Consider the following 20006-nt stretch of genomic DNA (forward strand, 5'->3'; position numbering starts at 1 on the left):
CCGCCGGACGACCGCCTCCCATGATTCTCCGTCCCGTCAGGAGAGGTCCCGCCCTCTCCGTGGTGTCTCAGGATGACGTCACGCCGTTCGAAGGCGACGACCATCGCATGCGTCGCGTCCGACTCCACACACTCCCGTGGCCTTCCGAGATTCTCGAGCAGCTCGGGGTCGCCGACGTGCGCTTGCGTCTCACGTTGTCGTACTTCGTCGAGCCCTCGGCCTCACGCCGAGGCTGGCGCCAGCGGTGCACCTACGCGTCGCACGCGTTTCGCCTCGACCTCCAGGGTGCGCTCGAGACGCAGCAGCAGTTCATCGCTCGGATCAACCGCGACGCCCAGGCTGATGAGGACGGTTCGTCCGGTGCTGGGACGACCACGGACCGGTGGCTGGTCGGCCCGGATCAGCGCGGCCTCGGGTCACCGCATCAAGACGAATGGAGGGGGAGCGGCGCCGAACTGGCCCGATGTAACCCCGTCGCTGTGTATCCGGTCGGCGGCTGGTGGAAGAACAACGGGCGGCAGGACAGACAGAACCACCCGGTCCGATACGCATTACTTCTCTCACTGCAGACCAGCGCACAGGACATCGATCTCTACACGCCCCTTGCGAATCAGCTGCGCGTTCCGATCGCCACGGAGATCACCGGCTGATTCGACCACGCGGGTTCGAGATCGACGAAGACCGAGCCTCCAGGTGTTTGCGGTGTCGCTGGCCGGACCTGGCACCGAGCTTCGATCCCTGTCACCGATCGGACATGACTTTCATTACGGCACTTGCTAGAAGGCGTACCGGCGGCGGTGTCAGTCAGTCGGCTCGCCGCGATGATGCCGGCTCTGACGTCGACTGTTCGGTCTCCCTCCGGCGGCAGGGCTTCGTAAGTGCAGGTGGCGACGGCCACCGCGGATGACGATCCCACCGTCGGCCGGTGCGGCACGTCGCCGCGGAGCCGGTCGTCGACGAGCGCGAGGGAGAGCCCGAGCTGCCCCGTGGAGGGACGGCTCGAACGCGCCCTTCTTCGGCTCGTTCACGATGTACCGGAGCTGACCGATGTGGAAGAAGAGCAGATCGATGGAGAAGTCCGACCCGTCGATCTCCTGGCCATCGCGCTCGTCGATGAGGACTCGGACGTGGCCCACAGCGAAGGTGCCACAGCCTGCGGCACATTTCGGAGGCCCGCCCACCCGGCCGCGGAGGACCGCACGGAGAGCGGATTCCTGCTCGACGACGCTGTGCCCCTCCCGCTAGGGACCGGACCTGCTCCCGCCGCCGGCGATGTCCGCGGTCAGCAGCGCCACCTGCGCGGCGGCCTCCGCGTGCGTCATCGGGCGGCCCGGGACGCCGGGCCGCGTCTGCCACGGCAGCGGGCCGTCGGCGCGGCGGTACTCGACCCCGAGCGCGTCGAGCCGGGTCAGGTGGTGCGCCAGACGGGCCTCGAAGTCCTCCGTGTCGCGGTGCCCGCCCGACCAGAGCGCCTCCGCCAGCGCGCAGAGCCGGGGGAAGGCGAGGTAGTCGAGAGTGCGCGGGGAGTCGGCGTGCTCGGTCCAGAGGTTCGCCTGACCGCCGAGGATGTGCCGGGCCTGCTCGGGGGTCAGCTCCGGCGGGACCGGATCGAAGGCGAGGACGTCGGCGACCGTCGTGACGGTGGAGACCGGGATCGGCTCCGACGCCGCCTCGGACTGCCGGTGGTCGAGGTAGACGGTGTCCTCGGGGCAGGCGATGACGTCGTGGCCTGCCCGGGCCGCCGCCACCGCCCCCACCCGTCCCCGCCAGGACAGCACCGTCGCGCCGGGTGCGAGGCCGCCCTCGAGGATCTCGTCCCAGCCGAGCAGGCGGCGCCCGCGCCGGGTGAGGTGTGCGCCGATGCGCCCGACGAACCAGCTCTGCAGCGCGTTCTCGTCCGGGACGCCCACCTCGCGCATCCGCTCCTGCGTGCGGGCGTCGGCCGCCCACTGGTCCTTCGGGCACTCGTCGCCGCCGATGTGGACGTACGGGGAGGGGGACAGCTCGATCACCTCGTCGAGGACGTGCTCGAGGAACTCGATCGTGCTCTCCTCGACGTTGAAGACGTTCGTGCTGACGCCCCACTCCGTCCAGGTCTCGAGCGGCAGGCCCCGCACCCCCAGCTCCGGGTAGGCGGCCAGGGCGGCCTGCGCGTGGCCGGGCAGCTCGATCTCGGGGACGACGGTGACGCCCCGCGCCGCGGCGTAGGCGACGATCTCGCGGATGTCGTCCCGGCGGTAGTACCCGCCGTGCGGCCGGTCGTCCTGCCCCGCGGTCGGGCCGGCGCCCACCTGCGACCGCCGCCGCCAGGCACCCGCCTCGGTGAGCCGCGGGTAGCGCGGGATCTCCAGGCGCCAGCCCTGATCGTCGGTGAGGTGCAGGTGCAGCACGGTCAGGCGGTGCAGGGCCAGCAGGTCGATGACGCGGAGCACCTCGCGGACGGGCAGGAAGTGCCGGGCGACGTCGAGCAGCATCCCGCGCCAGGCGAAGCGCGGCTCGTCCTCGATCGTCACGGCCGGCACCGCCCAGCGGACCCCGGGCAGGGGAGCGGACCGGTGGATCGCCGGCGGCAGCAGCTGGAGCAGCGTCTGCACGGCGTGCAGCGCGCCCGCCGGGCGCGCCGCGGTGAGGACGACCGAGCGGTCGTCGACGCGGACGCGGTAGCCCTCGGGCGGGAGCGCCGGATCGAGCGCGAGCCGGATGCCGGCCGTCATCTCGTCGCCACGCTCGAGCGCGAGTCCGGTCGCCCGGCCGACCGTGGCGCGGAGCAGCTGCGCGGCGCCTTCGAGGGCCTCCGGGCGGGCGATCCGGGTGCTCGCGGAGAGCACGAACTCGCCGGTCTCCGGGCGCAGCGAGCGGGGTCGGGGGAGGAGGGACGGCACGGCGGGCTCCGTTCTGCGCGGGGGATGCGACTCTTCGCGCCTGTCAGTGAAGCCTCGTTGACAGGGGTTCGCAAGGGTTCTTTACTAACTCCGTCGCAACTGGCGCAGGATCCCGGATCGCGACGCGGCACCCATACGGAGGAGAGAGCTGTGGCCTGGAACAACGTGGTCGGGAAGTACGCATCGGTGCGGCGCCGGGCGGTCGTGCTCGGCGCCCTGGGGGTCGCGGGCGTGCTCCTGCTCACCTCGTGCACGACCAGCGACGGCGGGCCGGACGGGGCACGTGAGGAGGGTCGCACGCTCACCGTCTGGAGCATGGACGGCGACTACTCGCCCGAGACCCTCGCCGCCGTCGAGGAGCGCTTCACGAAGGCCACCGGCGCGGAGGTCGACGTGCAGGTGCAGACCTGGGAGGGCATCGCCACCAAGGTCTCGACGGCGCTCGCGACCGACTCCCCGCCGGACGTCCTCGACATCGGCAACACCCAGGTCGCAGGCTACGCCGCGAACGGCGGGCTCCTCGACCTGACGGAGCACCGGGACGAGCTCGCGCAGGGGCAGACCTGGCTCGACGGCCTCGTCGACCCGGCGACGTTCGACGGGCACCTCTTCGCCGTCCCCGGCTTCGCGGGCGCGCGGGCCGTCGTCTACAGCAAGAAGCTCTGGGCCGAGGCTGGCGTGATGACCCTCCCCACCAGCTACCAGGAGCTCACCGCCGCGCTCGACGAGGTGAAGGCCGCGCACGCCGGCACCCCCGACTTCTCGGCCTTCTACCTCCCGGGGCAGTACTGGTACGCGGGGCTGCAGTTCGTCTGGGACGCGGGTGGCCGGATCGCGATGCAGGACGGCGACACCTGGTGGTCCACGCTCAGCTCGAGGGCCTCGCGGTCCGGTCTCGAGGCGTTCAAGGAGTTCCAGAACGCCTACTCCAGCGCCTCCTCGGCGACGCTGAACACCCTCGACCCCGACCAGAACCAGATCTTCGCCGACGGCAAGACCTCCGCGATCCTGACCACCGGCGTCGCCGGCGTCCTGAAGGCGAACCCGGAGCTGTCGGAGGACGAGCTCGGGACCTTCCCGATGCCGGGCGTCGACGGCGGCACGCAGCCGGTGGTGCTCGGCGGCTCGAACTGGGCGGTCGCCGCCAAATCGCGGAACGCCGACCTCGCCCGGCAGTGGATCGCCGTCGCCACGAGCCCCGAGGTGCAGCGCGACTTCGTCCACGGCGTGGACGGCTGGATCCCGAACAGCCGGGAGGGGATCGAGGCGGCGCAGTCCGATCTGAGCGAGATCGAGCGCGCGTTCTTCACCGCCGCGCTGACCTCGGAGTCCGTGCCGGCCAATCCGAAGTGGGCCGCGATCGAGAGCAACCGGGAGATCGAGTCGCTGTTCTCCTCGATCGCCTCGGGCGCGAAGAGCGTGCAGGAGGCGTCGGAGGAGTTCGACGCCGCCGCCGACGACACGCTCAACGGCCACTAGGCCGGCCGGGCGATCGCGCGATGTCCACCGCCCCGGCCGCCGCCCCGCTCCGCCCGGGGACGGCGGCCCGCCGCGCCCGGCGCCGCTCCTCGCTCGCCCCGCTGCTGCTGCTCTCCCCGGCCGGGCTGGTGCTCGCGGTCGTGACGATCGCCCCGATCGTGTTCCTCGTCCTCACCTCCTTCACCGACTACGACCAGCGCAGCCTGTTCACCGGTGCCTACGACGTCGTCGGGCTCGCGCAGTACGCCGACATCCTCGGCGACCCGGAGTTCTGGCTCGCGCTGGTGCGCACCCTCGTCTTCACGAGCGCTCTCGTCGCGGGCAGCGTGCTGATCGGCGCGGGGATGTCGCACCTGCTGACCCGGCTGCCGGCGGCCCTGCGCCTCCTCACGACCGTGGTGCTGATCCTCGCCTGGGCGATGCCGAACGTCGCCTCCTCGCTGATCTGGCGCTGGCTGTTCCAGCCGCAGTACGGCGTCGTCAACTGGCTGCTCACCCGGACGGGGCTGGTCGGCGATCTGACCAGCACGAACTGGGCCGCCGACCCGCGGCTCGCCTGGGTCTGCATCTGGCTCCTCGTCGTCTGGCAGGCGGTGCCCTTCCTCGCCCTCACCCTGCACGCCGCCGAGACGCAGGTGCCGATCGAGCGCAAGGAGGCCGCGCGACTGGACGGCGCCTCCGAGCTCGCGGTCTACCGGGTCGTCGTGCTCCCCGCACTCCGGCCGACCCTGCTGCTCGTGACGATGCTCTCGGTGATCTGGGACTTCAACGTCTTCAACCAGATCTGGCTCGTCTCGGCCGGCGGGCCCGACGGCGCCACGTCCACGCTCGGTGTCTTCACCTTCACGACGGCGTTCTCGGGCGGCGCCCGGATCGGCACCGGCTCCGCCATCGCCGTGGCGTCGGCGCTGATCCTGCTCGCCCTGAGCGCCGTCTACATCCGGACCCTCGTCCGCTCCGGAGAGGAACTCTGACCGTGACCGTGACCGTGACCTCGACTCGGCGCCGGCTGCGGCGCTACCCGTGGATCAGCTCGGCGATCGCGGTGCTGTTCTGCCTGCTCTGGCTCTTCCCCGTCTACTGGATGGTCAACACGGCCTTCAAGCCGCAGTCCGAGATGCTCAGCTCGACCCCGCACTTCCTCCCCGAGTCGCCGACCCTGGACAACTTCGTCCGGGCGCTCACCCAGGGCGACTTCCTGCGCCACCTGCAGAACTCGGTCGTGGTGGTGGGCGCGGCGGTCGTCTTCGCGATGGTGCTCGGGCTGTTCGCAGCGGCGGCGCTGGCGCGGTTCCGCTTCCGGGGCCGGCGGGCGATCCTGGTCCTGCTCCTCGTCGTGCAGATGCTCCCGGCGACGGCGCTGCTCCTGCCGCAGTTCCTGCTCCTGAACGCGATCGACCTGATCGGGACCTCCGCGGGTCTCGCCCTCGCCTACGTGGCGGGCGTGCTGCCGTTCTCGATCTGGGTGATGCGCGGGTTCTTCCTCGCGCTCCCCGTCGAGCTCGACGAGGCGGCGCGCCTGGACGGCGCCTCGACCTGGCAGCTGCTCACCCGCGTCCTCTTCCCGCTGGTGATGCCCGGAATCGTCTCGAGCAGCGTCTTCGCCTTCATCGCCGGCTGGAACGACTACATCGTCGCCTACACGTTCCTGAAGGATCAGGCTAGCTACACGCTCCCGGTCTGGCTCGCGTCCTTCAGCACCGCGTCGGGCGGGCAGGTGGGGACGGACTACGGCGGGCAGATGGCCGGGGCCGTGCTCTTCTCGCTCCCGGTGGTCGTGTTCTTCCTGATCATCCAGCGTAATCTCGTGTCCGGGATGTCGGCCGGCGCCGTCAAGGGCTGAGCCGGTCACGGGCTGAGATGAAGGACCATGGGCCAGCTGCGCGTCACCGAGAAGGCACTGCCGTCGCACAACCGCCGGCACAACCGCTCGCTCGTCCTCCAGCGCCTCTTCCACGACGGTGAGATGAGCAGGGCGGATCTCGCCCGGATCAGCGGGCTCACCGCGGTCACGATCTCCGATCTGGTCGGCGAGCTGCACTCGGAGGGGCTGCTGCTCGACCTCGGCCCCCGCGTCGACGCCCGGGTGGGCAAGCCCGCGCTGGTGATCGCCTTCGACCACGGGGCGCGGAGCATCGTCGGCCTCGACCTCTCGGCGGAGGCCGAGTGCACCGGAGCCCTGGTCAGCCTGCGCGGCGAGATCCGGGAGCACCGCCGGCTCGCCCGCGACGGCGCGTCCGGGGCGGACGCGGTCGAGCTCGCCCTCGGCCTCGCGGCCGAGCTGATCGCCTCGTCCCAGGCGCCGGTCCTCGGGATCGGGATCGGCTCACCGGGGGTCGTCGACCACGGCGGCGTCGTGCGCGAGGCCCCCAACCTCGGCTGGCGAGGCCTCGATCTGCGGCGCGTCTTCGCCGAGCGGTTCGGCCTGCCCGTGCACGTCGCGAACGACGCCAACACGGCCGCCCTGGCCGTGCACACCTTCCACCGCGGCGGGGGAGCGAACCTGCTGCTCGTGCTGCTCGGCGACGGCGTCGGGGCCGGACTGATCATCGGCGGTTCCCTCGTCGAGGGCGATCAGTTCACCGGCGGCGAGATCGGCCACGTCGTCATCGACGAGGACGGTGAGCAGTGCTCGTGCGGGCGGCGGGGCTGCCTCGAGTCCGCGGTGTCCGTCGCGCACCTCGGCCCGCGGCTCGCGGCGGCCTCGGCTCCGGAGCAGGAGCGGCTGCTGCGCCGGGCCGGCCGGTCGCTCGGGATCGCGCTGGCGCCGATCGTCGCCGTGCTCGGGATCGATGCGGTCGTCCTCGCCGGTCCGGAGCGCTTCGTCGAGGGGGTCCTGCTCGAGGAGGCGCGCGCGACCATCGCCCGCCGCACCCTGCCGGCCGTCACCCGCGAGCTGCGGATGGAGTCCCGCACGGACCCCGGCGAGCTCGTCCTGCAGGGCGCCGCGGCGCTCGTCCTCAGCCACGAGCTCGGCATCTCCTAGCCGCCGGCCCGGTCCTCGAACGTCGTCGCACTAGGCGCCGAAGACGACGACGTCCTCCGATTCCTCAGAAGTTGTCGTACTCGAGCGCCGAGTACGACAACTTTCGGAGAGTGGCGGGGCGTCGGCCGGTGCGCGCGCGGGTCAGTCGCGCGCGCGGCGGGTCTGCTTCGCGTTCGCGCGCTGGAGGGCGTCGACGAGCTCGGCCTTGGTCATGCGCGAGCGGCCGGAGACGTCGAGGCGCTTCGCGAGGTCCAGCAGGTGCGCCTTGGTGGCGTTCGCGTCGACTCCGCCGGCCGTGTCGCCGTCGCCGTCCGGGCCGCGCTGGGCGGCGCGGTCGTCGGAGGGGCCGTTCTCGGCCTTGCGCTCCCAGTGGTCGCCGACCTTCTCGTACTCGTGCTTCAGCGCGGCGAACGCGGTGCGGTGCGCGCGCTCACCCTCGCCGTAGCTGTCGACGGCCGAGTCGTGCGCGGCCGACCACAGCTTCTGCGCGTGCTCGTCCGACCGCTCGATCGTCGACGGGATCTCCTCTTTCGCGGGCATGCTGCCTCCCTCTCGTCGCTCCGACGCTACCCCCGCCGTCCCCTTCCGCGAGATGCCACTTGTGCACGCGTTTCACGGCGTGTCGCGCTCATAAGTGGCATCTCGCGGAAGGGAGGGAGGGGGTCAGCCGAGGAGGCGGTCCTGGACGAAGGCGCTGGCGAAGCGGTCGGTGGGGTCCCAGGCGGAGCGGAGGGTGCGCCACTCGTCGAGGTGCGGGTAGAGCGGGGCGATGTCGGCGGCGGTCGCCAGGAAGTGCTTGCCCCAGTGCGGGCGGGCACCGAGCGGGAGCAGCGCGCCCTCGACGGCGGGCAGCACGGCGTCGACGCCGGCGCGGTCCTTCTTGAAGGTGAAGTGGATGCCGACGCTGTCGCGACCGGAGGCGGGGGAGAGCCACTGGTCGTCGCCGGCCATGGTGCGCAGCTCGGTGATCAGCAGGACCTCGTCGATCCGCTCGCCGATCGCGCGCAGGGCGACGAGGGCCTCGCGGATGTTCTCGCGCGGCACCATGTACTCGCTCTGGATCTCGTCGCCGGCGCTCGGCTCGCGGTCGAGGCGGAAGTGCGGCAGGCGCTCCGACCAGGGGCCGACGGAGCCGCCGAACGGGTTGAGGTTCGAGTCGACGCCCTCCGAGACGGCGAACAGCGAGGCGGAGGCGGCGACCGCGCCGAGGTGCGTCGCGTCGACGTCGGCGACCGAGCCCTGCTCGACCTTGGTCTTCAGCCAGAGCTGCTCGACCGTGGGGCTCGACCAGTGCGTCATCAGGCTCACGCTGTAGGCGGAGGAGGTGATCGCGTCGAAGTCGTCGAGCACGCGGTCCCAGGGCAGGTCGACGAAGGCGTCCTGGCGGACGTCGAAGGTCGGCTGGATGTCGAGGGTCACCCGGGTGACGACGCCGAAGGCGCCGAGGCCGACGACGACGCCCTCGAAGCCGGGCTCGCCGCGGCGGATCGTGCGCAGCGAGCCGTCGGCCGTGACCAGCTCGAGCGCCGAGACGGCGGAGGAGAGGTTGGCGTTGCGGTCCCCCGAGCCGTGGGTGCCGGTCGAGATCGCGCCGGCCACCGAGATGTGCGGGAGCGAGCCCATGTTGTGCAGGGCGTAGCCGTTGCTGTGCAGATGCGAGGCGACGATGCCGTAGCGGGTGGCGCCGCCGACGGTGACGGTGCTCGCGTCGGCGTCGATCACCGGGTCGGGGGCGATGCGGCCGAGGTGCAGCAGCGCCCCCGGGGTGTCGGGGAGGGCGTTGAAGGAGTGGCGGGTGCCGAGTGCGCGGACCCGCTCGTTCCCGCGGACGAGGGTCTGCACCTCGTCGATCGACTCCGGCTCGAGGATGTCGGCGGCGCGGTACTCGTAGGTGCCCGCCCAGTTGCTCCGTTGGGTCATGTGCCCATTCTGCCGGGCTCGCCGCCGGTTTGTTGCCAGGTGCAACGAATCGGCGGCGAGCGCTCGGCGGCGAGCCTGCGGTGGTGCTCAGTACCCGATGCGTCCGTGGCGGTCGTGGAACTCGCCGGTCGGGCCGTCCGGGCCGAGCAGGGCGAGCGCGACGGTCGCGTCGGTGCCCTCGGTGACGGTCTGGTGCCCGCCGTGGCCGTTGAAGTCGGTCGCGGTGTAGCCGGGGTCGCTCGCGTTGACCCGGAACTCGGGCAGGTTCTTCGCGTACTGCACGGTCAGAGTGATCACCGCGGCCTTCGAGGCGGCGTAGGGGATCGCGGGCACGCCGAACTCGTCGCGGCCGGGCGTGACCAGGGCGCGCGGCCAGCCGACTCCGGAGGACACGTTGACGACGACGGGCGCGGCCGAGCGGCGCAGCAGCGGCAGCGCGGCCTGGGTGACGCGGACGATGCCGACGACGTTCGTCTCGAGGACGCTCGCCATCGCCTCCGCCGAGAGGTCGTCGACGCCGAAGGAGGTGCCGAGGATCCCGGCGTTGTTGACCAGGACGTCGAGGGCGGGGAGCGAGGCGAGGGCCGCGTCGACGCTCGCCTGGTCGGTCACGTCGAGCTGGACGACCTGCGCGCCGAGCGCCCGGGCGGCGTCGCCGTTGGCGGGGTCGCGCATGCCGGCGTACACGGTGTGGCCGGCCTCGATCAGGCGGCGGGCGGTCTCGAGGCCGAGGCTCTTGTTGGCCCCGGTGATAAGTGTCGTTGTCATGGCTCCATGCTCCGCCCCGGCGCCTCCTCCGCCCAGGCCCCGGTCGACGGGAGGACCAGCAGTACCAGGACCGCTCCGCCCCCGCGGGGGATCATGGGGGCATGAGCGAATTCGCGGACGTCCTCCGCTCCTGGCGCGAGCGCGTGACGCCCGCCGAGGTGGGCTTGCCCGCCGGACCGAGCCGCCGGACCGCGGGCCTGCGCCGCGAGGAGCTCGCCGCGCTGGCCGGCGTGAGCGTCGACTACATCGTGCGGCTCGAGCAGGGGCGGGCCGTGCACCCTTCGGCGCAGCTGCTCGGCGCGCTGGCCTGCGCGCTGCGGGTGACGGAGGCGGAGCGCGACCACCTCTACCGGGTCGCGGGCGTCGCGCCGCCGACCGCGACGCAGGTGCCGCAGCACATCACTCCGGGCGTGCAGCGGATCGTCGACCGCTGCGGCGACGTGCCGCTGGCCGTCTTCAGCGCGGCGCACGACATCCTGCTCTGGAACCCGCTCTGGGCGGCGCTGAACGGCGATCCCTCGCGGCACACGGGCCTCGACCGCAATCTGGTCTGGCGCTACTTCACGCAGGGGCACGAGGGCACCGAGTTCGACGACCAGCACGCCGAGGACTTCGCCAACGATCTCGCGGCGGATCTGCGCGCCGCGGTGGGCCGCTACCCGGACGACGCGGCGCTCGCGCACCTGGTGGCGCGGCTGCGGGCGACCTCGCCCGACTTCGAGCGGCGCTGGGCCGTGGCCCGGGTCGCCGAGCACCGCTCCAGCCGGAAGACCGTCACCTCGACGCCGGTCGGGCCGATCACCATCGACTGCGATGTGCTCGCGGTGCCGGGCGGCGATCTGCGGATCGTGATCTATACGGCGACGCCCGGCTCGACCGATCAGACGCGGCTCGACCTGCTCCGGGTCACGGGGCTGCAGGAGCTCGTGGCGCACTGACCGGGTCGGCCGACCGGTCGGCGGGCGTGCTCGCGCCGAGCCGGTGCCGACGCTCGATCGCCTGGCCCGCGTAGCCCGCGGCGACGATCAGCGCGGCGCCGACCGCCCCGAGCGGGCCGATCGCCTCGCCCGCGACGACGACGCCGACGAGCAGCGCCCAGACCGGCTCGGTGCCCATCAGGATGCTGGCGCGCGCCGCCGAGGTGCGCCGGACCGCCCAGGGCTGGACGACGAAGGCGAAGACCGAGCAGAGCAGCCCGAGGAAGAGGACGCCGGCCCAGCCGCCGGCGTCGAGCGCGCGGGCGGCGGCGGGCAGGTCCGGCCCGGCGAGCAGCGAGAAGACGGCGGCGCAGACGACCAGCTGCACGAGGACCACGCCGAGCGAGCCCTCCGTGCGCCCGCGGACGAGCCGGGCGCTGGCCGTGACGTGCACGGCGCGCACCACGGCCGCCGCGAGCACGAGGGCGTCGCCCCAGGTCGGGGTGCGCAGGCCGCCGTCCGAGACGAGCAGGGCGACCCCGACCACGGCCGCGACGGCGGTGACGAAGAAGGAGCGCGGCAGCCAGGAGCGCGACGCAAGGCCCTCGAGCGCGGGGGTGAGCACCAGGGCGAGGCTGATCAGCAGGCCCGCGTTGGTGGCCGAGGTGAGGTGGACGCCCCAGGTCTCGAGCCCGATGATCGCGGCCTGCGAGGCGCCGAGGAGGGCGGCGACGGCCAGCCCCCGCCCGCGGGGGAGGCGCTCGCGGCGGGCGAGGCAGAGCAGGGCGAGCGCGGCGGCGGCGGTGAGGAAGCGCAGCGCGACGCTCGAGGGGACGCCGATGTCGGCGGCGACGTCCTTCGCGGCGACGAAGCTCGCGCCCCAGACGGCGGCGACGGCGAGCAGCAGCAGGTCGACGGCGAGGTCGGGGCGGGAGCGGAGGGGCACGGGGACAGCGTCGCAGGCGGGAAGCGGAAGAGCGACCGGCTGCTCCTTCACCGACGATGAAGCGCTCGCTTCCCGGTTAGGCTCGCGCCCATGGATCCCGCCCGCCTCCGCCTGCTGCGCGAACTCGGCGATCGGGGGAGCGTGGCTGCCGTCGCCGCGGCGCTCGGGGTGAGCCCCTCCGCGGTCTCGCAGCAGCTCGCCGCGCTGCAGGCCGGCGTCCCGGTGCCGCTCACGGTGAAGGAGGGGCGGCGGCTCGTGCTCACCGAGGCCGGCGAGGCGCTCGCGATCGCGGGGACGCGGGTGGCGGAGGCGCTCGCCGAGGCGGAGGACACCATCGGCTCGTTCCTCCGGCACGACGATCGCGCGGTGCGGGTGTCGGCGTTCCACAGCGCGGGGCTCGCCTTCTTCGGCCCGCTGCTCGCGGAGCTCGCCGACGGCCCGCGGGTGGCGCTCACCGATGCGGACGTCGCGCAGAGCCGCTTCGCCGGGCTGACCGCCGACCACGACCTCGTCGTCGCGCACCGGCTGCCGCAGGATCCGGAGTGGCCGCGGGCCCGGCTGGTCGTCACCCCGCTCCTCGTCGAGCCGCTCGACATCGCGCTGCCGGCCGCGCATCCGCTCGCCGCGCAGTCGAGCATCCGGCCCGAGCAGCTCGCCGACGAGCAGTGGGTCTCCACGCACGAGGGCTTCCCGCTCACGGGCGTGCTCGAGCACCTCGGCGCGCTGATCGGCCGGGCCCCGCGGGTCGCGCACCGGATCAACGAGTTCTCCGTCGCCGCGCAGGTCGTCCGGTCCGGCGCCGCGATCGCGATCCTGCCCCGGATCACCGCGGCGCCGCTCGCCGTCGACGGCATGGTCCTCCGCCCGCTCGAGGGCGCCGGACTCGTCCGCCACGTCGACGTCCTGGCTCGCCCGGACGCGCTGGCGCGCACCGCGGTCCGCACCGTGCTGGCGGCGCTGCGCCGCGTCGCCGCCGGCTGACGGCTCCACGTCCGGCGCCGGCGGATCTCGATACGCCCGCTCCCCGGGCCACTCGATCAGCATGATCGGCCGGCCCACCGTGCAGGATGCTCGATCGGCATGGCCGGGCTGCCCTTGCATGCTGGTCGAGTAGCCCCGGAGGGGCGTATCGAGACCCACCGTCGCCAGCAGGGCTGGTCGGCGGACGCTGGTCTCAGCGAGGGTGATACGCCCTGCGCGGGCTACTCGATCAGCAGAGAGGCGCTCGAACGGTGGGGAGCGCTCGAGCGCTGCAGAACATCAGCTGAGAAGGGGTGGCCTCCGCTGTCAGGGGAGGGACCCTGCTCTCAGCTGATGTTGTGCGCACCCCCTGCTGGTCGAGGAGCCCCGGAGGGGCGTATCGAGACCCGGCGTCGTCAGCGGGGTGGTCTGCAGGCTGCTCGTCTGGAGCTGGGGGATCTCGATACGCCCGCTTCGCGGGCTACTCGATCAGCATGAGAGAGAGGGCGGCTCTCCTCTCGAGGACCCTCCGCAGGAAGTGGAGGATAAGCCGGTGAACGGCGTCGAAGACTCCGCGATGCGTGGAGGGGGCGGCCGGGATGCGAGGCTGGAAACCTGACTGCAACACGGTTTGTCCGTGCATCGGGGAGTCGGGGCCGTCGCGGCGCGGAAATCCTCCGTGCGACGACGCGGTGGAGTGCCCGGCTGCGGTCGACTGGGTCAGCGCCGCCCCCTCGGCGCGTGCCTTCCCCCGGGTCCGCCCCATCGGGTCCGCCCCACCCCCCCCAGCCCTCGACGCCCCTTGGAGCCCGCATGCCCCGCACCGCCCCGTCCCGGTCCCGCCTCCGCTCCGTGCTCGGCGCCCTCGCCGTCGCTGTCGTGGCCGGCACCACGCTCGCCGCCTGCTCCAACGGCTCCGACGCCGCCGAGTCCGGTGACGCCGGCTCGTTCGGCGAGGCCACGATGCAGCTCTCCTGGGTCCCCCACGTCGAGTTCGCGGGCGAGTACCTCGCCGACGCGAACGGCTACTTCGCCGACGCGGGCTTCGACTCCGTCACCCTCACCCCCGGCGGCACCGGCGCGACCGGCGCCGAGACCGCCATCGCGAGCGGCTCCGCCTTCGCCGGCGTCTCCTCGCCGCTGATCACCGGCCCTGCGATCTCCGAGGGCGCCGAGATGAAGATCGTCGGCGCGACCTACCAGAAGAACCCCTTCGCGATCGTCTCGCTGACCGACGCCCCGATCGAGACCCCCGAGGACATGGTCGGCAAGACCATCGGCGTCAGCGACAGCAACGACCTCGTCTGGCGCGCCTTCCTCGCCGCGAACGAGATCGACGAGGACGACGTCACTCGCGTGCCGCTCACCGACTCCACGCTGCTCACCACCGGCCAGGTCGACGGCTACATCGGCTACGCGACCGCCGGCGCCAACACGCTCAACCAGCGCGGCTTCTCGGCGCAGCAGTTCCTGCTCGCGGACACCGGCCTGCCGATGGTCGGCGAGACCATCGTCGTGGCGCAGGAGAGCATCGACGACGACCGCGAGAAGGTCAAGGCGCTGCTCTACGCGGTCGCCCGCGGCTGGCAGGACGCCGTCGCCGACCCGGACGCGACCGCCGCGACCGTCGTCGCCGACTACGCCGCTGACCAGAACTACAAGGTCGAGGAGCAGGCGCAGGTCATGGTGACCCAGACCGAGCTGATCAGCACCCCCGACACCGACGCGAACGGCCTGCTCACCATCACGCCGCAGCTGCAGGACGAGTCGGTCGCCTCGCTCGCCCTCACCGGCATCGAGCTCGACGCCGACGAGCTCTTCGACACCACGCTGATCGACGAGGTCTACGAGGAGCACCCGGAGCTGCTCGAGGGCTGACCCTCGACCCGGCCGGGCCCTGCGGAGGACCCGGACACGATCACCACGGACCGCGCGGAGAGGACGAGCAGTTGACCGAGCAAGCGACCACCATCCAGGACGAGGGCATCCGCCTGTCGGGCCTGAGCAAGCGCTTCGACCTGGGCAGCCGCTCGGTGCAGGCCCTCGCCGAGGTCGACCTCGTCACTCCGCGCGGCTCCTTCCTCTCGCTGCTCGGCCCCTCCGGCTGCGGCAAGTCGACGATCCTGCGGATGCTGGCCGGGCTGGAGAAGCCCACCACCGGCTCCGTCTCGATCCACGGCACGCCCGTGCTCGGCACGAAGCGCTCGGCCGAGCTCGGCATCGCCTTCCAGGACTCGGCGCTGCTGCCCTGGCGCTCGGTGCGCTCGAACGTCCGGCTGCCACTGGAGCTGACCCGGCAGGCGGCGAAGCGCGACAGCATCCCGGACCTGCTCGACCTCGTCGGGCTGACCGGCTTCGAGGACGCCTACCCCTCGCAGCTCTCCGGCGGCATGCGCCAGCGCGCCTCGATCGCCCGCGCGCTGGTCGTCCAGCCCGATCTGCTGCTGCTCGACGAGCCGTTCGGTGCCCTCGACGACATGACCCGGCAGCGGCTCAACCTGGAGCTGCAGCGGATCTGGACCGCGCGCCCCGCGACCACGCTGATGGTCACCCACGGCATCGCCGAGGCGATCCTGCTCTCGGACACGGTCGCCGTGATGTCGCCGCGGCCCGGCCGGATCGTCGAGGTGATCGACATCGATCTGCCGCGCCCGCGCACGGTCGAGATGCTGCGCAGCCCCGAGTTCCACGCGATCGAGGACCGCATCACCGACATCCTCTTCTCCCAGCACGGCGTCGCGATGGAGGACGAGGCGTGACGCCCTGGATCCGCACCAACTGGCGGGTGTTCGCCGGGCTCGCCGTCTTCGTGGCGGTCTGGTGGATCCTCGCCGACACCGTCTACCGCGAGAGCCGCGCCGTGCCCAGCCCCGGCGCGATCATCGCCGCGTTCGTCCGCGACGGGCCGCTCTTCTACCTCCGCAACGTCGGCGACACCGTGCTCGCCGCAGGCCAGGGCTACCTCTGGGGCAATCTCGCGGCCCTGGCGCTGGCCGCCGTCGCGCTGCTGCTCCCGTGGACCCACCGCGTGATCGAGCAGATCGGCGTGATCAGCCACTGCCTGCCGCTGACCGCGGTCGGCCCGGTGATCCTGGTGATCTTCGGCGGCCGCACCACCTCGATCTTCCTCGCGGCGCTGCTCGTCTTCTTCACCACGCTGATCGGCGCGCTGCTCGGCGTCCGCTCGGCCCCGCGCACCGCGCTCGACCTCGTCTCGGCCTACCGCGGCGGACGCTGGGCGAAGATCGTCAAGGTGCAGGCCATCGCGGCCGTGCCCGCGACGATCACCGCGCTGCAGGTCGGCGTGCCGGCGGCCATCCTCGGCGCCGTGCTCGGCGAGTACCTCGGCGGAGTGACCACCGGCCTCGGCGTCGCCCTCGCGGTCGCGCAGCGCCAGATGGACGTCGAGCGGGCCTGGGCCTTCGCCGTCACCAGCGGACTGGTCACGATCATCGGCTACGCGCTGATCGCGGCGCTCGGCCGCTGGCTGATGCCGCTGGTCGTCGGCCGGCCGCGCGCCAACCGCCGCCGCGCCCGCGTCGAGGTCGCCCGCGGCACGGGAGGCGTCGTATGAGCACCGCCACCCGCACCTCCTCCTCCACCCCGTCCTCCTCGTCGCGCGCCGCCCGCCGGCCGAGCGACCTCACCGGCCGGATGGTGCTGCGCATCGTCCGCGGCGAGCTCGTGCCGCTCGCCGTCGCCGCGGTCCTCGCGCTCGCGTTCTGGTACGCCTTCCTCGCGATCACCGACATCTCGCCGCTGCTGGGCAAGACGCCGACCGACGTCGCCGAGTACCTCGTCATCGAGGCCGACGCCGCGGAGAACCGCGCGATCGTCTTCGGCAACCTCGGCGTGACGGCCGTCGATGCGCTCGTCGGCTACGTCGCGGGGCTGCTGGTCGCCCTGGCGATCGCGGTGCTGTTCGTGCTGATCCGCTCGCTCGAGGCGACGGTGATGCCGATCGCGATGCTGCTGAAGTCGATGCCGCTGATCGTGGTGACGCCGCTGGTGACCCTGGCGATCGGCAACGGGATCGGCGCCGTCGCCACCGTCGGCGCGATCGCGGTCTTCTTCCCGGCGCTGGTCACGGTCGGCTTCGGCCTCCGCTCGCTCTCGCGCGAGTCCTTCGAGCTGGTCTCGGTCTACGGCGGCTCGCCGCTGGACGTGCTGCTCAAGGTGGCGCTGCCGACGGCGGTGCCGGCCATCTTCGCGGCCGCCAAGGTCGCGGTGCCCTCCGCGCTGAGCGGCGCGATGCTGGCCGAGTGGCTGGCGACGGGGCAGGGGCTCGGCGGTGCGGTGCAGCGCGCCTCCGCCGGATTCCGCTACGACGAGCTGTGGGCGTCGCTCGCGGTGATCACGGCGCTGGGAGTCGTCGCCTACGCGGTCGTCGCGATCGGCGAGAGACTGGCAGCCGTCCGCTTCGGCGGACAGAACTGAGGACGGACATGAGCACCACCACGAGCATCACCGGCGCCGTCTGGGACGGCACCCGCGCCCTCGGCACGGCGACCCTGGCCTGGAGCGGCGACGCGATCGCCTCCGTCGAGACGGCCGACGGCCCGAGTGGCGAGCGCGGATCGGGGGAGTTCTCGATCATCCCCGGCCTCGTCGACACCCACGTGCACCTCGGCGCCTACTCCGGCGCGGGCACGGCCGACTTCGCCTCCTGGCCGCTGGTCACCCCGCGCGAGGAGCGCGTCTTCCACATCGCGAACAACGCGCGGAAGGCCTCGCGGGCGGGCGTGACCACCCTGCGCGACCTCGGCGCCGACGAGCTGCAGATGACCGTGGCGCGGATGTTCGAGCAGGGCATCGCGGAGGGCCCGCGGATCGTCACGCACGGCGCGGTCGGCATGACCGCCGGCCACGGCGACCTCTTCGTGCCGCCGCACTACCCGCACCGCGACCGCGTCGCCGACAGCCCCGACGAGTGCCGCCGCCTGGTGCGCACCTGGGCGCGGGCCGGCGCCGACGGCATCAAGATCTATACCAGCGGCGGCGTGCTCTCGATGGGCGACAAGGTCGGCTGGCGGAATCAGACCGACGAGGAGATCGCCGCGACCATCGACGAGGCGCACGCGCTCGGGATGCCCGTCGCGGCGCACACCCACTCGGAGGTCGGCCTCGACCGGGCGCTCGCGCTCGGCGTCGACTCGATCGAGCACGGCACCGCGATCGGCCCGCAGCACTGGGCCACGCTCGTCGAGCGGAACCTGCCCGTCGCGCCGACCCTCTTCATCAACGACGTGATCGCGGCCGGCCGTGCGCCGTCGTCGCCGGAGGCGTCGCTCAAGGCGCAGGACGTGGTCGCCGTGCGCGACGCGGGCTTCCTCGCCGCGGGCCAGGCGGGCGTGCGCTTCGTGCTCGGCACCGACGCGAACGGCGTCTACGTGGACTGGGGCGAGCAGCTCGACGAGGTGCGGCGGATGCGCGAGTCCTTCGGCTGGAGCTCCGAGCGCGCCCTGATCTCCGCGACCTCGGACGCCGCGGCGGTCGTCGGACTCGGCGCGAAGGTCGGCCGGCTCGCTCCGGGCTTCGGCGCGGACTTCGTGGTGCTGCGCGGCCGCCCGTGGGAGAGCATCGACGACCTGCGCGCCGAGAGCATCGTCGCCGTCGTCTCGCGCGGCCGCGTCGTCTCGGGGGAGCTGCCGCGATGACCGCCACCGCGACCCGCCGCTTCGTGACCGCGGAGGCGCTGGGCGCTCCCCGTGGCGCGTACAGCCACGCCGTCGAGGCGCACGGCGTCGTCTACGGCTCGGCGATCGGGCCGTTCGCGCCCGGCGACGGCTCGGTGCCGGAGGGCACGGTCCCGGAGGGGATCACCGCGCAGACCGCCGCGGCCCTCGACAACATCGAGCGGCTGCTCGCCACGGAGTTCGGTCTGGGCCTCGGCGACGTGGTGCGGATCACGATGATCCTCAGCGACTTCGAGCGCGACTTCGCCGCCGCGTCCGAGGTCTACGGAGCGCGGTTCTCCGTCGATCCGCCGGCCCGCACCGTGATCGGCGCGGTGCTGCCGGGGCCGCTCGTGGCGCTGGACTTCATCGCGGCGCGCCCCTGATCCTGCTCTCCCCTCCCGACCGCACGCACCACCGCACGCACCACCGCACGCCCCGACGAAAGGCTCCCGTGACCTCCGACTCCTTCCTCCTCGGTCTGCCCAAGGTCGAGCTGCACGTGCACCTGGAGGGGACGCTCGAGCCCGAGCTGCGCGTGCAGCTCGCCGAGCGCAACGGCCTGCCCGTGCCCGAGGCGCTCGCCTACGACTTCGACTCGCTCGCGTCGTTCCTCGCCGTCTACTACCCGGCGATGGACGTGCTGCGCGAGGAGCAGGACTTCTACGACCTCGCGACGGCGTACTTCCGCCGGGCCGCGGCGGACGGGGTCGCCCGCGTCGAGGCGTTCTTCGATCCGCAGGCGCACACCTCGCGCGGCGTGCCGTTCGAGGCGGTGATCGGCGGCTACCACCGCGCCGCGCAGGACGCCGCGCAGCTGGGCGTCGACGCCGCGCTGATCCTCTGCTTCCTCCGCGACCTGTCGGCGGAGAGCGCGGCGGAGACGCTGAAGCGCGCGCTGCCGTTCGCCGACCGGCTGATCGGCGTGGGCCTGGACTCGGACGAGCGCGGCAACCCGCCGGCGAAGTTCCGCGAGGTGTTCGCGCGGGCCCGCGAGGCCGGGCTGAAGCTGACGATGCACTGCGACGTCGACCAGCCGAACGGCGTCGAGCACCTGCGCCAGGTGCTCGAGGAGATCGGCGTGGACCGGATCGACCACGGCACGAACATCGTCGAGGCGCCCGAGCTGATCGACGTCCTGGTCGAGCGCGGCCTCGCGCTGACCTGCTGCCCGCTCTCCAACTCCTTCGTCTCGAGCGACTCGAAGGCGCCCGAGATGCGCGCGCTGCTCGAGCGCGGCGTGCGGGTGACGGTCAACTCCGACGACCCGGCCTACTTCGGCGGCTACATCGCCGACAACTACACGGCGCTCGCCGACGCGGGCTTCACCCGCGACGAGCTGGTGCAGCTGGCGCGCAACTCGGTACAGGGGTCCTGGGCGTCCGAGGTGTCGAAGGCGGAGCTGCTCGCGCGGATCGACGAGTACGCGGGCTGACCCGCGGGTCCGGGCTGCGCGAGCGGACGCGAACCGGG

19 protein-coding genes are annotated in these 20006 nt (G+C 72.8%); 14 read left to right on the forward strand and 5 right to left on the reverse strand.

Annotated elements, in window-relative coordinates; all coding sequences use genetic code 11:
* The first annotated feature begins 20 nt into the window (after nucleotides 1–20).
* Nucleotides 21–650 carry a hypothetical protein gene (locus tag EDF45_RS12530; RefSeq protein ID WP_148070833.1) on the forward strand — a complete coding sequence of 210 codons (630 nt, stop codon included), beginning with the start codon at nucleotides 21–23 and terminating at the stop codon, nucleotides 648–650.
* 591 nt (nucleotides 651–1241) lie between these two features.
* On the opposite strand, the gene EDF45_RS12535 is transcribed toward EDF45_RS12530, so the two are convergent.
* On the reverse strand, nucleotides 1242–2882 hold the full coding sequence (locus tag EDF45_RS12535; RefSeq protein ID WP_123736432.1) for a beta-N-acetylhexosaminidase: 1641 nt from the start codon (nucleotides 2880–2882) through the stop codon (nucleotides 1242–1244).
* A 150-nt stretch (nucleotides 2883–3032) separates the two neighbouring features.
* Between EDF45_RS12535 and EDF45_RS12540 the strand changes: the two genes are divergently transcribed.
* The 4 genes from EDF45_RS12540 to EDF45_RS12555 are packed head-to-tail and all read left to right on the forward strand — an operon-like array spanning nucleotide 3033 to nucleotide 7347.
* Nucleotides 3033–4361: an extracellular solute-binding protein gene (locus EDF45_RS12540; protein WP_221181119.1), complete on the forward strand. Its 1329-nt coding sequence runs from the start codon at nucleotides 3033–3035 to the stop codon at nucleotides 4359–4361.
* A 20-nt stretch (nucleotides 4362–4381) separates the two neighbouring features.
* Nucleotides 4382–5335 (forward strand): carbohydrate ABC transporter permease, encoded by a 954-nt coding sequence (locus tag EDF45_RS12545; protein ID WP_123736430.1) that lies wholly within the window; start codon nucleotides 4382–4384, stop codon nucleotides 5333–5335.
* A 2-nt stretch (nucleotides 5336–5337) separates the two neighbouring features.
* Complete coding sequence (locus EDF45_RS12550; protein ID WP_221181118.1) at nucleotides 5338–6204, forward strand: carbohydrate ABC transporter permease; 867 nt, start codon at nucleotides 5338–5340, stop codon at nucleotides 6202–6204.
* Between the two features lie 27 nt (nucleotides 6205–6231).
* Nucleotides 6232–7347, forward strand: a complete 1116-nt coding sequence (locus tag EDF45_RS12555; protein ID WP_123736429.1) for an ROK family transcriptional regulator — start codon at nucleotides 6232–6234, stop codon at nucleotides 7345–7347.
* Between the two features lie 141 nt (nucleotides 7348–7488).
* Here the strand turns inward: EDF45_RS12555 and EDF45_RS12560 are convergent, their stop codons facing one another.
* The 3 genes from EDF45_RS12560 to EDF45_RS12570 all read right to left on the reverse strand — a co-directional run bounded on the left by EDF45_RS12560 (nucleotide 7489) and on the right by EDF45_RS12570 (nucleotide 10035).
* Nucleotides 7489–7887: a ChaB family protein gene (locus EDF45_RS12560; RefSeq protein ID WP_123736428.1), complete on the reverse strand. Its 399-nt coding sequence runs from the start codon at nucleotides 7885–7887 to the stop codon at nucleotides 7489–7491.
* Nucleotides 7888–8010: 123 nt separating this feature from the next.
* Nucleotides 8011–9267, reverse strand: a complete 1257-nt coding sequence (locus EDF45_RS12565) for a D-arabinono-1,4-lactone oxidase (protein WP_123706383.1) — start codon at nucleotides 9265–9267, stop codon at nucleotides 8011–8013.
* An 87-nt stretch (nucleotides 9268–9354) separates the two neighbouring features.
* The gene (locus tag EDF45_RS12570; RefSeq protein ID WP_123736427.1) at nucleotides 9355–10035 is read right to left on the reverse strand and encodes an SDR family NAD(P)-dependent oxidoreductase; all 681 of its coding nucleotides are present in this window, start codon (nucleotides 10033–10035) and stop codon (nucleotides 9355–9357) included.
* A 101-nt stretch (nucleotides 10036–10136) separates the two neighbouring features.
* On the opposite strand from EDF45_RS12570, the gene EDF45_RS12575 reads away from it, so the two are divergent.
* Nucleotides 10137–10973: a helix-turn-helix transcriptional regulator gene (locus EDF45_RS12575; protein WP_123706385.1), complete on the forward strand. Its 837-nt coding sequence runs from the start codon at nucleotides 10137–10139 to the stop codon at nucleotides 10971–10973.
* Here EDF45_RS12575 and EDF45_RS12580 read toward each other — a convergent pair.
* Nucleotides 10942–11898, reverse strand: a complete 957-nt coding sequence (locus EDF45_RS12580) for a DMT family transporter (protein WP_123736426.1) — start codon at nucleotides 11896–11898, stop codon at nucleotides 10942–10944. The genes EDF45_RS12575 and EDF45_RS12580 overlap by 32 nt on opposite strands.
* 90 nt (nucleotides 11899–11988) lie before the next feature.
* Between EDF45_RS12580 and EDF45_RS12585 the strand changes: the two genes are divergently transcribed.
* The 8 genes from EDF45_RS12585 (at nucleotide 11989) to add (ending at nucleotide 19968) form a co-directional block, all read left to right on the forward strand.
* On the forward strand, nucleotides 11989–12879 hold the full coding sequence (locus tag EDF45_RS12585; RefSeq protein WP_123736425.1) for a LysR family transcriptional regulator: 891 nt from the start codon (nucleotides 11989–11991) through the stop codon (nucleotides 12877–12879).
* Nucleotides 12880–13671: 792 nt separating this feature from the next.
* Nucleotides 13672–14736: an ABC transporter substrate-binding protein gene (locus tag EDF45_RS12595; protein ID WP_123736423.1), complete on the forward strand. Its 1065-nt coding sequence runs from the start codon at nucleotides 13672–13674 to the stop codon at nucleotides 14734–14736.
* 71 nt (nucleotides 14737–14807) lie between these two features.
* Nucleotides 14808–15617, forward strand: coding sequence for an ABC transporter ATP-binding protein (locus EDF45_RS12600; protein ID WP_123446992.1), 810 nt, complete (start codon nucleotides 14808–14810; stop codon nucleotides 15615–15617).
* Nucleotides 15614–16432, forward strand: coding sequence for an ABC transporter permease (locus EDF45_RS12605; protein ID WP_185020174.1), 819 nt, complete (start codon nucleotides 15614–15616; stop codon nucleotides 16430–16432). Before EDF45_RS12600 ends, EDF45_RS12605 begins: the two co-directional genes overlap by 4 nt.
* Nucleotides 16429–17295, forward strand: coding sequence for an ABC transporter permease (locus EDF45_RS12610; RefSeq protein WP_123736422.1), 867 nt, complete (start codon nucleotides 16429–16431; stop codon nucleotides 17293–17295). Before EDF45_RS12605 ends, EDF45_RS12610 begins: the two co-directional genes overlap by 4 nt.
* 8 nt (nucleotides 17296–17303) lie before the next feature.
* Nucleotides 17304–18515: an amidohydrolase family protein gene (locus EDF45_RS12615; protein WP_123736421.1), complete on the forward strand. Its 1212-nt coding sequence runs from the start codon at nucleotides 17304–17306 to the stop codon at nucleotides 18513–18515.
* Nucleotides 18512–18919, forward strand: a complete 408-nt coding sequence (locus EDF45_RS12620; protein ID WP_123736420.1) for a RidA family protein — start codon at nucleotides 18512–18514, stop codon at nucleotides 18917–18919. The genes EDF45_RS12615 and EDF45_RS12620 overlap by 4 nt, the downstream gene beginning before the upstream one ends.
* A 68-nt stretch (nucleotides 18920–18987) precedes the next feature.
* Nucleotides 18988–19968: an adenosine deaminase gene (add, locus tag EDF45_RS12625; RefSeq protein WP_123736419.1), complete on the forward strand. Its 981-nt coding sequence runs from the start codon at nucleotides 18988–18990 to the stop codon at nucleotides 19966–19968.
* The last annotated feature ends 38 nt before the right edge of the window (nucleotides 19969–20006 follow it).

The sequence above is a fragment of the Rathayibacter sp. PhB186 genome (assembly GCF_003751825.1).
Lineage (GTDB): Bacteria > Actinomycetota > Actinomycetes > Actinomycetales > Microbacteriaceae > Rathayibacter > Rathayibacter festucae.